This is a genomic window from Pseudoalteromonas sp. Z1A8, assembly GCF_011378855.1.
Taxonomy (GTDB): Bacteria; Pseudomonadota; Gammaproteobacteria; order Enterobacterales; family Alteromonadaceae; genus Pseudoalteromonas.
Genome location: NZ_WTLB01000016.1, coordinates 1 through 12,820, shown reverse-complemented (window position 1 = coordinate 12,820; position 12,820 = coordinate 1). Strand labels below are relative to the sequence as shown.

General features: G+C 38.2%; 9 protein-coding genes. 8 read left to right on the top strand and 1 reads right to left on the bottom strand.

The window, feature by feature from the left end:
• The first annotated feature begins 288 nt into the window (after positions 1 to 288).
• The 7 genes from GQR55_RS08130 to GQR55_RS08100 all read left to right on the top strand — a co-directional run bounded on the left by GQR55_RS08130 (position 289) and on the right by GQR55_RS08100 (position 8,162).
• Positions 289 to 1,080 (top strand): crotonase/enoyl-CoA hydratase family protein, encoded by a 792-nt coding sequence (locus GQR55_RS08130; RefSeq protein WP_165727562.1) that lies wholly within the window; start codon positions 289 to 291, stop codon positions 1,078 to 1,080.
• Between the two features lie 71 nt (positions 1,081 to 1,151).
• A complete protein-coding gene (locus GQR55_RS08125; RefSeq protein WP_166420189.1) occupies positions 1,152 to 1,505 on the top strand; it encodes a CidA/LrgA family protein in 354 nt (117 codons plus the stop codon).
• Positions 1,498 to 2,241, top strand: coding sequence for an LrgB family protein (locus tag GQR55_RS08120; protein ID WP_166420188.1), 744 nt, complete (start codon positions 1,498 to 1,500; stop codon positions 2,239 to 2,241). Before GQR55_RS08125 ends, GQR55_RS08120 begins: the two co-directional genes overlap by 8 nt.
• A gap of 38 nt (positions 2,242 to 2,279) precedes the next feature.
• On the top strand, positions 2,280 to 3,116 hold the full coding sequence (locus tag GQR55_RS08115; RefSeq protein WP_166420187.1) for a mechanosensitive ion channel family protein: 837 nt from the start codon (positions 2,280 to 2,282) through the stop codon (positions 3,114 to 3,116).
• Positions 3,117 to 3,277: 161 nt separating this feature from the next.
• Positions 3,278 to 6,532: a winged helix-turn-helix domain-containing protein gene (locus GQR55_RS08110; RefSeq protein ID WP_166420186.1), complete on the top strand. Its 3,255-nt coding sequence runs from the start codon at positions 3,278 to 3,280 to the stop codon at positions 6,530 to 6,532.
• Positions 6,533 to 6,554: 22 nt separating this feature from the next.
• Positions 6,555 to 6,929: a DP-EP family protein gene (locus GQR55_RS08105; protein ID WP_166420185.1), complete on the top strand. Its 375-nt coding sequence runs from the start codon at positions 6,555 to 6,557 to the stop codon at positions 6,927 to 6,929.
• Positions 6,930 to 7,172: 243 nt separating this feature from the next.
• A complete protein-coding gene (locus tag GQR55_RS08100; protein ID WP_165740718.1) occupies positions 7,173 to 8,162 on the top strand; it encodes a sensor domain-containing diguanylate cyclase in 990 nt (329 codons plus the stop codon).
• Positions 8,163 to 8,238: 76 nt separating this feature from the next.
• Here GQR55_RS08100 and GQR55_RS08095 read toward each other — a convergent pair whose 3' ends face one another.
• A complete protein-coding gene (locus GQR55_RS08095; protein WP_166420184.1) occupies positions 8,239 to 8,721 on the bottom strand; it encodes a winged helix-turn-helix transcriptional regulator in 483 nt (160 codons plus the stop codon).
• 169 nt (positions 8,722 to 8,890) lie between these two features.
• On the opposite strand from GQR55_RS08095, the gene putA reads away from it, so the two are divergent.
• The gene (putA, locus tag GQR55_RS08090; RefSeq protein WP_166420183.1) at positions 8,891 to 12,694 is read left to right on the top strand and encodes a bifunctional proline dehydrogenase/L-glutamate gamma-semialdehyde dehydrogenase PutA; all 3,804 of its coding nucleotides are present in this window, start codon (positions 8,891 to 8,893) and stop codon (positions 12,692 to 12,694) included.
• Positions 12,695 to 12,820: the final 126 nt, after the last annotated feature.

The following is a 12,820-nucleotide window of genomic DNA, read 5'->3' as shown; positions in this document are numbered from 1 at the left end:
CTGACTTTTTTGTAACCGAGTCATGCTTTATTCAGCATACAACTAAATCGACAAATAACAATTCACCTAAACTATTGAATATAAAGATTACTTTTATTATTTTAGTTAAAATAACAACGTAAAATATTTTTATTATCTTAGGTTCGAATTGTTTAGCTTTTTCTCATCTAAAACCAATCCTTTAAGACTACGGCTTTAGCAATAAATTCCATTTATTTAAAAAATACCGTCACTTTACTTAATTCCTATAACAACATAAGCTCAAGCAACAGGTCAGAGGAGTGTGTAATGATAAAACTAGAAAAACAAAATGGCATTGCAACCGTCACGCTTAGCAGAGCAAAAAAACAAAATGCATTAAGCTTTGAAATGTTTGTAGAGCTAAACAAAGCCATTAAAAATATAAAAAGAGATCGTAGTATTCGTGCTGTGGTAATAAAAGGTGATGGCGAGCATTTTTGTGCAGGCCTTGATATATCTGCAGTAATGGCTACACCAATGAACATAGTGAAATTATTGCTTAAATGGTTACCAGGCAATCAAAATTTAGCGCAAAAAGTAGTATTAGGCTGGCAGTCACTTAGTGTGCCCGTTATTGCACAAATTGATGGCAACTGTTTAGGGGGTGGTTTGCAAATAGCTTTGGGGGCAGATTACAGAGTTGTTCATATTGATGCCAAACTTGCCATTATGGAAGCGCGTTGGGGATTGTGCCCCGATATGGGCGCAAATGTAATGATGAGCGGTTTAGTTAAGCGCGACCAAGCACTTTGGCTTGCAAGCCACGCAAACCCAATCACTGCACAACAAGCAAATGAGCTAGGTTTGGTTACTAAACTTACCGATGATACTCAGCAAGCAACGCAAAACATGCTCGATACATTACTTGAGCGTTCACCCGATACGCTTGCTGCTATTAAACGTGTTACACAACTTAGCTATAAACCAAACCAACGAAAAATACTCGCTAAAGAAACCTTAAGCCAAATTCGCTTACTGCTAAACCCAAACACTAAAAAAGCAATTGCTAAAGCTAAAGGAAAAGCAGATATAACCTACGCAAATACAAAGCACTGGTAGACTATTGCACAATGCATAAAAGAGTTTGATTTGTTAAAGTTAAGCTCTTATCTTTTCTGTGAGCCACTTTGATGAAATATCTGCTCAGTAGCGCTATTATTTTACTATGTTTAGCCTGTGCTAAACTCATTATGCACTTTATTGGTGGAAGCTTTCCTGCACCGTTACTCGCTATGGTTATTTTATTAGTTTTACTCTTATCGGGTATTGTAAAAGAGCAACATGTAAAACCATGCGCCTCCCCTATTTTAAATATTATGCCTATATTTTTCATTCCTGCGGGTGTGGGATTTATTGAACATCTCGGCCTTATAAAGTCGCACTGGGCATTTTTAGCCTCAGTTATGGTGCTAGTCCCTATAACTACCTTGTTGCTTGTTAGCAGTGTAATTGCGTACTTTAAGGGAAGAGAAAATAATGACTAATTTTACTTTTTCCGCTATTTCAGAGCTACAGCCTAATTTATGGTGGCTAAGTATTCCTTTTATTATTGTATTGTTTTTAGCACTAAGGGCCGTAAACCAAAGTATAAAAAACAGCGTATTTAAATCGCTCACTAACCCCGTATTTTTAAGTATTAGTATTATCGCTTTATTACTAGTTAATCTAAATTTGCCTTATACGCAATTTGCCTCGCACAGCAAATTACTAAGCTGGTTATTAGAGCCCGCGATTGTGGCTTTAGCGCTTCCTTTATATCAGCAGTTTACACACGTACGAAAAAATCTATTACTCATAGTCGCAACATGTAGCTTAGGTATTGTTAACGCAACCGTTGTGGCATTTTTGCTAAGCATATTATTTAATGCGCCTGCGCAGCTAAGTGCATCTGTTGCCGCACTCAGTGTCACAACCCCAATATCTTTAATTGTTACTGACTCATTAGGGGGGATTAGCTCTCTTGCTGCGGCTTTAGTTATTTTTATTGGTTTACTAGGCGCTTTATTTGGTTTTATGCTTTTTAAACTCATTAATATTTTTAATCACGAATCTCAAGGTGTTGCAATGGGCACAGCTTGTCATGCAATTGGGACTGCTGCTGCTATTGCTGAACATCCAAAAGTAGGCGCTTACTCCTCAGTTGCAATGGCGCTAAGTGCTTTATTAACAGCAATTATAGTGCCGCTGTTATATCCATTTTTAGTCAACATTTTGCTATAGTTGGAAAAATACAACATAGCCCTAACATAGAGCGCTTTATGATCAGTTCTGAAATCGAACAGTTTGAAAAATATTACACCATGCTTACTGAGTATATGGTTACCTACAGTATGCAAATTGTTGGCGCTATTTTTATCGTCCTCATTGGTTTGTGGATAGCACAAAAGCTTGCCAAATTTGTAGCCGCGTTAATGACCCGTCATAACGTTGACATTACGCTTACTAGCTTTGTCAGTAGCGTGGTAAAAGTACTGCTAATTGTAATGGTTATAATTATTGCACTTGGCAAAATAGGTATCAGCGTTACGCCATTTGTAGCAGCCATTGGTGCTGCATCTTTAGGTGCTGGTTTAGCGCTGCAAGGAATGCTCTCTAACTATGGTGCGGGCCTTGCCATTATAGCCACTCGACCTTTTGTTGTTGGTGATACTATTGAAGTTAAAAATGTAAGCGGCCAAGTTAAAACAATTGAGCTTGGCTACACTATTTTAATCAATGAAGAAAAAGTAGAAATCACCATTCCAAATAAGCATATAGTAGGTGAAATACTTCATAACTCATTTAGTTACTCATTGGTCAAAGGTGAAATAGATATAGCCTATAGTGCTTGCTCTGATAATGCGATTAGCCTTATTGAAGACGTACTTAAAGCACACGAATTAGTCGCACAAAATCCGTTATCACAAGTGGGTATTGAACGTTTTGCTGATAGCGGCGTAACTATTAGTTACAGGTATTGGGTACCTACAACTAAAATTATCGAAACTAAGCTAGCTATTAACGGTGGTGTTTATAAAGCAATTAATAATGCTGATATTGAAATCCCATTCCCTCAACGCGTAGTTACTATAAATAAAAGCGATATAGAGTCATAAAACTCAGTGGGTAACTCAATATTGAATTACCCACATCAATAAACCACTTTTACTGCATAAAACTCTTTATCTGTTTGTTATTTTATCTGTAATATAAAGACTTAGTTAAAAAAGTCGGCAAATCACTCGCTTTAATTACATAATAACAATAATGAGCCATTATGAATCGCAGCCCTTTTTATTTAGGTGATTGGCAAGTCAATCCCCAGTCAAATACTCTTCAGCGTGCAGAAAAAACTAAACAGTTAGAACCAAAAGCCATGGATGTATTAGTCCATCTGTGCTTACAAAAAGGCGAAATTGTTACGAGTGACGAGCTATTAGATCAATGCTGGAAAAATGTTGAGGTGGGCGATAACCCGCTTCATAAAACAATTACACAGTTACGAAAAGCCCTTGGTGATAAAGCAAGTGAACCTACCTACATAGAAACTATTCGAAAGCGTGGTTACCGCGTTATTGCAAAACTTGAGTTTCCTCTAGCTGAAGACATAAAAACAACTGAAAACACATGGCAAGGTGGCTCTCCTTTTTTAGGATTAAGCGCCTACAACCCAAGCGATACACACCTATTTTTTGGCCGTAATCAATCTATAGAAACGTTACTCAATAGAATATCGAGCCAAGTTAAATTTGGTCGTGCTTTTTGCTTAATACTCGGTCCAAGTGGCACAGGTAAATCATCACTTGTAAATGCGGGTATATTGCCTAAATTACTTGATGAGCGAGGCTATAATGGCATTGGGGTGGTTTCCTACGCTCAGCTCGACTTTGCAGACGTCCATCAAAATAGGCTTTTTTTAGATTTAGCTTCCGCACTGCTTGATTGGGATATAAACAACCTGCCTGTGTTTGAAGGATTAAGCGCGCAAACACTTGCAGAACAACTAGAATTGGCAATAGATGACGTAATTAACGCCATACAAGCTGCACTTGGCAAAACCTCTACACAACTTAAAACACCGCAGTTATTTTTATTTATTGACCGCCTAGAAGTGCTACTTTCTTCTCCTTTATTTAGTAGCGAAACACGCAGCCATTTTTTATCGGTTATTGAGCGCTTAGCAACCTCTAAAACAGTGATTGTATTTAGTGCGTGTCGTAACGACTTTTATCCTTTAGTGGTTGAACAACCCAGCCTAATGGCAGGTAAAGCTCATGGCGCACACTACGATTTAACACCACCAAACAGGCACGATCTACAACAAATTATTCGCCTGCCAGCGTTAACCGCTAATTTAACATTCTCGAATGACCCAGAAACCCAAACGCCACTGGATGAAATACTTTGCGCCGATACAGCTAATAACCCCGACGCACTGCCCATGCTGCAATACACACTGCAGGAACTGTATTTACAACGCAGTGATAATAACGAGCTACTACACAGTGTTTATACAAAACTAGGTGGTATTGAGGGCGCAATCGGTAAAAAAGCAGAAGATGTATTTATTAGCCTAAACAGCGAGCAACAGCAACAACTTAATAGCGTGTTATCGCAATTAGTGACCCTAAACCCTGATGGTAAAACTATTACTAGCCGAGCAGCGCGTTGGCAAACATTAAATAATAAAAGCCAAAAAGAATTTGTGCAGGCCATGGTAGAAAGCCGTTTATTTGTATCGCACTTACAAAATGGCGAAGCCTGTTTTAGTCTTGCTCACGAGGCACTGTTACGCCAATGGCCTCGTGCAAAAAACTGGATTAATGACCATAAAGATGCACTGGCAATAAAAAGCCGCTTACAACACCAAGCACAAAACTGGATTAATGAAGGTAAAAGTAATGCTTACCTTTTGGCACCGGGTAAACCACTGCAAGAAGTTATTTCACTACTCAACGATAATGTATTCGAGCTTGACGATAACGAACATGCACTTATTAAAAGATCCATTAAAAGCACTAAAACTAAAACAAACATAAAACGCGGCACAATATTTTCACTCTGTTTACTCACATTTATTGCGTTATTAATGAGTTTCACCAGTTTTAAAGCACAACAGCAGGCGCAGCAAAAACGACTTGAAGCTGAAAGCCTGCTCGGTTTTATGGTCGGCGATTTTGCCGATAAATTACGTAGCGTAAAGCGTATGGACTTACTTGATGGTATTAGTAATAAAGCACTTGAATATTTTACAAATCAAACAGACGAATCAGGTTCACTTTTTAGCTTTAGCGATGATAAAGCACAATTTAACAACCGTTTTCAGTACGCACAAACTCTTGAAGCAATGGGAGAGGTAGCTTATTCTCGCGGTAAAACCGACGAAGCCTTCACCGCCTTTGAAAACGCCCGCACCCGCCTTGAGGCATTATTAAAAATCCAGCCAAACAACTTAGAGCTACTCACACTTGCGGGTGCCAATGCCTTTTGGTTAGGGCAGCTTAGTTATGATAAAAGTGATTATGCTGCTACTGAGCCATTATTTAAAAAGTACCACTCTTACAGTGAAATCATGTATTCGTTAGCACCGAATGATTTCAACTCGATTATGGAGTTATCGTATTCACATAATTCGCTGGGGTCTTTGTATTTAAAGCAATTTAACTACACTGCCGCGAAACAACGCTTTACAGAGTCGCTCGCCCTTAAAAATAAAGCTCTTGAGCTAAAACCAAACAACAAAAATTTATTACGTGATAAAGCAGATACTATTAGTTGGCTTGCTAGTACTGAGGAAAGTTTAGGTAACTTCAATACAGCTATGAGCATGTTTGATAATGCCTCTAATGAATTAACCAACATGCTAGAACGTACCCCAAATGATGCTAGCTTACTCAAAAGCCTTGCGAATACTTATATTCAACAAAGTCACTTACTTAGCTATTTTACAAATAAGCGCCAAGCTTATAAAAAGGCCATACAAGCTACTAATGCGATAAATAAAGCTCGACTTCAAGATCCAAAAAACAATTACTTCCAAATTATGTACAATCAATCACTTACCCTTCAATTAATGCTATCTGATGGTTCTGATATTGATACAAAAACCAATGATATTATTAACTTTATTAATAATAATGACCTTTCAAATATAAAAATTATTAATACACAAATAAACCTGATTCATTATTTTATAAATAGATATTCATTCCTTAAAGCAAAACAACTTTTAAATACGCTTGAAAATAGTAAGCGCTATAAAAACCAACAATGGAAAATGAATGATATTAAGAACAATATAATTTTAGCGAATGTAAATTTAATAAAAGCTAAATTAATTAATGATGAAGCATTGAAAATTAAATTTTGTGAACAAACACTTATGGCGCTCTCTGAAATAAAAAAAGCAACCCAAAGCGTAAAAATAACTTACCCGCTAGTTCAAGCTTATACCTGTTTAAACAGGGAAAACGAAATCTCAGAAATAAAATTAAGCCTAGTTAACTTAGGTATTACTAATTTTCAGCTATAGCAATTAGCAAAAAGGAAATAAGATGAATAACAATCAAGAGCAAATTAACTTTACAGTAAACATTGAGCTAAACAATAATGAAGCTATTTTTAGCTACTCTAGGGGTGGCAAACCAGCAACTGGCGGTGGAATTGTCAGAACAGAAACTGCAGGTATTTATAGCTTAGATAAAGTGGCGATTGAACAAGGTTTTGTTTTCACAGGGGCAACAATTACTAATAAAGTGGGAGCATGTGCAGAAGACTTTAGTTATAAACTAAGCGATAACCGCCAAGCAATCACCATCACAGATACAGCTAAAAACTTCGGTACTGTATGTTTAATTTTTAATGTTGAGTGTAATGGCAAAGCCTATGAAAGCGCCGATCCTCAGGTTGAAAATGATGATATACTCTAACTAACAACGCTTAATTATTGACTTTTAAATTGCACAGAGCTGATTTATCCCTGTGCAATTTTTTATAAACTAACCACCTTTTCGCCCCCTCTAGGCATAATGAAAAACTGAGTAAAGGCACCACCTTACAAAACACAGCAAAATCAACAACTTAAAAAAGAAGGTTACCGAAAGGTTTAAAAAACATAAATTAAATAAACTACTAGACATAAAGTTTCATTAACAATAAAAATGAGCAACACCATGTCTAACAATAATGAAAATAGCAGAGCAAACAACGCCGACAATGCTGTATCTGCATTAATGAGCAGCATTTCTAACACCGTTAACAATGAAAAAATAAGCGCTATTATTAATGTCACGAATGTCATGGCCGATGCTATTTTTATTGTTAATGCAGATGGCGTGTTTGAATCAGTAAACCCCGTTGCAGCACGTTTTTTTAACGTGACGTCAGATTTATTAATAGGTAGAAAATGGCATGATTGCTTACAAGAGCAATATCGCGATGACTATGCTTACATGTTTGAAAGTTGGAAAAATAATTATCAAACACCACTCAATCATGGTCCCAAAGAAGTTAAAATAATAAAAAATAACGGCAACTGTTTAGATATAGAACTTTCAATTTCTTGTATGCCTGCATCAACCACAAACAATACACCTTTATTTATTTGTATTATGCATGACATTTCAAAGCATGTTAAAAAGTATAAAGTACTCGAGAACATAGCCAAAATAGATCACCTCACTGGCGTCGCTAATCGCTGCACCCTAGAGAAAACGATTATTAAAAATTGGCAAGAGTGCATCGTAAACAAACAACCTTTGAGTTTTATTTTAATCGATATTGATTTTTTCAAACTGTTTAATGATAGTTTTGGTCATGTTAAAGGTGATAAATGCTTACAAAAGGTAGCGCAAACTATTGAAGCATGCCTACCCTCCAAGGATAGCTTAGTAGCTCGCTATGGTGGTGAGGAATTTGCTGTTGTATTACCCCGCTCACATATCTCAAATGCAGAAATGATCGCAAAACGTATTCAAGAAAAAATACTCAACATTAATTTTAGAGATATTGGGCTGCCACCAAATGTAAAAATTAGTGTGAGCCAAGGCATTGCGTGTGAATACGATAATCAGTACAGGACATCGGAAGCATTAATATGCGCGGCTGATACGGCGTTATATAGAGCGAAGTCGGAAGGTCGTAATAAATTATGTATAAGGTAATGTACGACCTATATTGATAGAGCCTTTATGTACTGAAATAAAACCGCACTTGGCGGTTTTATTATTTTAGGGATGCCTAAATGTCGATTAACAACCCTTCGTCTTTTTTAATTTTTTCGATCACCATATAAGTATGATGAGTGCCCACGCCAGGTATATCGACTAAGTCACCTAGCACTTGTCTGTACTCTTCCATATTAGAAACACGGATTTTTAATAAATAATCATAGCCACCTGCCACCATGTCACATTCGACTACTTGATCTATCCTTAATATGTGCTCTCTAAAGACTTTAAATACAGCAGTATTTGAAGCAACAAGCGATACTTGAACATGCGCTACTAAGCTCTGATTAAGTTTAGCTTCGCTAAGCTTGGCGTAATAGCCTTCAATATAGCCTTCTTGCTCTAAACGTTTAACCCGGTCTAGGCACGGGCTGGCGCTTAAATTAACCTGCTTTGCGAGGTTAACATTAGAAATTCTGCCGTTCTTTTGAAGAACGTCTAGTATGGCTAAATCAATACGATCTAGCATGCGTAATCTATTTGGAATTGTCATAACAGAATTTTATGCGGATAAGTTAAATTTATACCCTGTAAATTATCGTAAATCGCGAAATTTAACCAGCATATTCTGCTGAATTTTAATTAGAATGCACTCACAATATCACTGGTAATTTATTGGTAATTAATTTTACTATAATTCTTAACACTCCTGAGGGTTGCTTATGTTATTCAACGGCGATTTAACAACGATTTGTCCTATTAGACAAAGAATCCGTGACTTCTACCGCATAGATGAAAATGCGGTTATTGATCATATTTTACCGCTTGCAGAAGTAGGCGTAAAAGCACGAAGTCGTGCCTGGGAAAGAGCCCGCCAAATTGTTTTAAACATTCGTAAAGAGCAAGATGGGCAAGGCGGTGTTGATGCGCTTTTAAATGAATTTTCACTCTCTAGTGAAGAAGGCGTTGTATTAATGTGTTTGGCCGAAGCGCTGCTTCGTGTTCCAGATAAAGCAACTCAAGATGTACTTATTCGCGACAAATTAGCGAAAGGTGATTGGAGCTCTCATTTAGGAAGCAGCGATTCTTTATTTGTAAACGCGTCTTCTTGGGGATTATTAGTTACCGGTAAAATGGTTAACTACACAGACAAAACGAAAGAACAACAGTTCGGCATGCTTAAAAAGACTATTGGTCGTTTAGGTGAGCCAGTTATTCGTAAGTCTGTAAATTTTGCAATGAAAATTATGGGCAAGCAATTCGTTATGGGTCGTACCATTGACGAAGCAATTGAACGTGCTGCCGATACAGAGCAAAAAGGGTATGTATACTCTTACGATATGCTAGGCGAAGGCGCGCGCACAATGAAAGATGCGAAGCGTTACTTTGACAGCTACATGAATGCAATTCATGCTATTGGTAAAGCGGCAAACGGCCGTGGTCCTGTAAAGAGCCCTGGTATTTCAGTGAAGCTTTCTGCTATTCACCCGCGTTATGAGTTCACTCATAAAGACCGCGTGATGGAAGAAATTGTACCAAAGCTAAAAGAACTTGCACTTGCCGCTAAAAAATACGATATCGGCTTTACAGTTGATGCCGAAGAAGCTGACCGTCTAGATATTTCACTAGATGTAATTGAAGCGGTATTCAGTGATGAAGATCTTGGTGATTGGCAAGGTTTTGGTTTAGCAGTTCAAGCGTATCAAAAACGCGCTATTTTTGTAATTGAATGGCTAACGGACCTTGCAAGCCGTGTTGGCCGTAAGATGATGGTACGTTTAGTTAAAGGTGCTTACTGGGATACAGAAATTAAAACCACTCAACAAGATGGTTTAGAGCACTTCCCAGTGTTTACACGTAAAGCGACTACCGATGTTTCTTACAAAGCATGTGCAATCAAAATGCTTGAAGCGCGCGACGTACTTTATCCACAATTTGCAACGCACAACGCTTACACTGCAGCGACTATTTTAGAAGTAGCGAAAGGCGACAACACCGGTTTTGAATTTCAACGTTTGCACGGTATGGGTGAGTCATTATTCGACCAAATCGTAAACGAGGAAAAAATTCAGTGCCGCGTATACGCACCGGTTGGTCAACACGAAGACCTACTTGCATACCTTGTTCGCCGTTTATTAGAAAATGGTGCTAACTCATCATTTGTAAACGCCATTGTAGATACAACAAAACCTGTTGAATCATTGCTACCAGATCCTGTAGAAACACTGCAAGGCCTGCGTAACAAGTACAATACGCAAATTAAAATGCCAATTGATTTATACGGTGAAGAACGTGCTAACTCTAAAGGCATGGACTTAACCGATATTAACGTTATTACCCCTTTCAAAGAGAATCTTGAAACATGGTTTAACGAGCACTTAATTGAGCAAAGCCAAGTACCTGAAGGCTCATTGGCTGTTAAAAACCCAGCGAATCACAAAGAAATCATCGGTCACGTTAAGTTGCAAACCGGCGAAGAAATGAAAGTATTACTGGCTAATGCTGAAGCTGCACTTGAACCATGGTCACAAACACCAGTAAAAGACCGTGCTAATTTACTGCGTCGTGTTGCTGATATTTTAGAGCGTCATCACGATGAGCTCGTTGCTATCTGTATTAAAGAAGCAGGTAAAGTAGCGCAAGACGGTATTGATGAAGTACGTGAAGCAGTTGATTTTTGTCGCTACTACGCAGCGCGCGCTGAAGAGCTATCACAAGATGAGCGTTTTGAAGCCCGTGGTGTTATTTTATGTATTAGCCCGTGGAACTTCCCGCTTGCAATATTCTTAGGCCAAGTTGCAGCAGCCATTGTTACAGGTAATACTGTAATTGCTAAACCGGCTGAGCAAACAAGTTTAATAGCAATTCGTGCAATTGAACTAATGCTCTCTGTTGGTTTACCTGAGCATGTTGTTCAACCTGTTATTGCTCGCGGTTCTGAAGTAGGCAAAACAATTGTTCCTGATGAACGCATTCAAGCAGTTATGTTTACCGGTTCTACTGAAACAGGCACATTAATTTCTCAAACACTTGCTGCACGTAACGATATTCAAGTACCGTTAATTGCAGAAACAGGTGGCCAAAACTGTATGATTGTTGACTCAACGGCGCTTCCTGAGCAAGTAGTTGACGATGTGATCAGTTCTGGTTTTCAAAGTGCTGGGCAACGTTGTTCTGCTCTTCGTGTTTTATTCATTCAAGATGACGTAGCAGATGGCATTATCGAAATGCTTAAAGGCGCTCTAGCTGAGTTACACATTGGCGATCCATCATTACTATCAACTGATGTTGGTCCGGTAATTGATGAAAAAGCACTTAAAAACTTAAACGAACACGTTGAGTACTTAAAAGGTAATTCTATACTTCATTACGAATGTAAAATTCCTGATAATACGCAAAATGGCGCATACTTTTTTGCTCCTCGTTTATACGAAATTAAAGACTTATCAGTACTTAAACGTGAAGTATTTGGCCCATGTGTTCATATTGTTCGCTTTAAATCGAATGACATTGATAACGTAATTGACCAAATTAATAACACTGGTTACGGCCTGACAATGGGTGTTCATTCACGTATTGAAGAGCGTTGTGAGTACCTAGCTAAAATGTCACGTGCCGGTAACGTTTACATTAACCGTAACATGATTGGTGCTATTGTTGGTGTGCAACCATTTGGTGGCCGTGGTTTATCAGGTACTGGCCCTAAAGCCGGTGGCCCTAACTACCTACAACGTTTAGTGAAAGAAAAAGCATCTCCAGATAACGTACAAATGACTAACCTAACGCCTGACGAACTTGATTTACACCACTACAGCGGTGCAAATGAGCAAGTTAAAAAGCTGATGGCTAACTCAATGCGTGATGAAAAAATTTGGCGTGCAACACCATTAAACGACCGTGTTTCGGCTGTACGTCAGTTGCTTGCTAAAATCGCGACGGTAGAAATTATCGACGACTTAGCAGATGATTTAGCATTAACACTTTCAGAAGCACGTGCTCAGCTTAACCGCCTTGAAAAACACATGCGTAAGTTTACTACCCTGCCTGGGCCAACGGGTGAGTCTAATACACTTCATCTAGAAGCGCGTGGTTGTGTGGTGTGTTATGCAGATAAGAGCACATCATTCAACTTTTGGGCATTGTCTATCATTACCGCTATTGCCGCAGGTAATACGGTAATTACTGTAGCGTCTGAGCTGTTTTATGATGAAGCCGTTGCCTTTAGAGATAAGTTTATTTCTACAGGTGTTGCTGAAGGTGTTTTCCAAGTAGCTAAACCTAATCAGTTACAAGCTATTTTGGCTCACCCTCATTTAGCAGGTGCGGTAGTTGCAGCTCGTTCGTCTCGCTTAGGCTACTTTAGCCAGCAGCTTGCACAGCGTAAAGGTGCAATTTTACCAGTAATTAGCTCTGAGTATTACGATACGTTAATCAAGCGCTTAATTACTGAAAAAACAATTAGTATTGATACAACGGCATCTGGTGGTAACACATCACTAATGACACTTGTTGAAGACGATGAATAAACTATTTAATATTTTCAGTTAAATAAGTAAAAAAAGGCACTGAAAAGCTGTCTCTTATACACAAATCCCTGCTAAGAAATTAGCGGGGATTTTTTTGAACTAAATCTCAATGTCATGATCAGATCT

Bases quoted from the DNA above. Each gene is read 5' to 3' on its own strand.
- GQR55_RS08115 (WP_166420187.1), top strand. From the start codon at position 2,280: ATGATCAGTTCTGAAATCGAACAGTTTGAAAAATATTACACCATGCTT.
- GQR55_RS08120 (WP_166420188.1), top strand. From the start codon at position 1,498: ATGACTAATTTTACTTTTTCCGCTATTTCAGAGCTACAGCCTAATTTA.
- GQR55_RS08125 (WP_166420189.1), top strand. From the start codon at position 1,152: ATGAAATATCTGCTCAGTAGCGCTATTATTTTACTATGTTTAGCCTGT.
- GQR55_RS08105 (WP_166420185.1), top strand. From the start codon at position 6,555: ATGAATAACAATCAAGAGCAAATTAACTTTACAGTAAACATTGAGCTA.
- GQR55_RS08100 (WP_165740718.1), top strand. From the start codon at position 7,173: ATGTCTAACAATAATGAAAATAGCAGAGCAAACAACGCCGACAATGCT.
- GQR55_RS08110 (WP_166420186.1), top strand. From the start codon at position 3,278: ATGAATCGCAGCCCTTTTTATTTAGGTGATTGGCAAGTCAATCCCCAG.
- GQR55_RS08095 (WP_166420184.1), bottom strand. From the start codon at position 8,721: ATGACAATTCCAAATAGATTACGCATGCTAGATCGTATTGATTTAGCC.
- putA (WP_166420183.1), top strand. From the start codon at position 8,891: ATGTTATTCAACGGCGATTTAACAACGATTTGTCCTATTAGACAAAGA.
- GQR55_RS08130 (WP_165727562.1), top strand. From the start codon at position 289: ATGATAAAACTAGAAAAACAAAATGGCATTGCAACCGTCACGCTTAGC.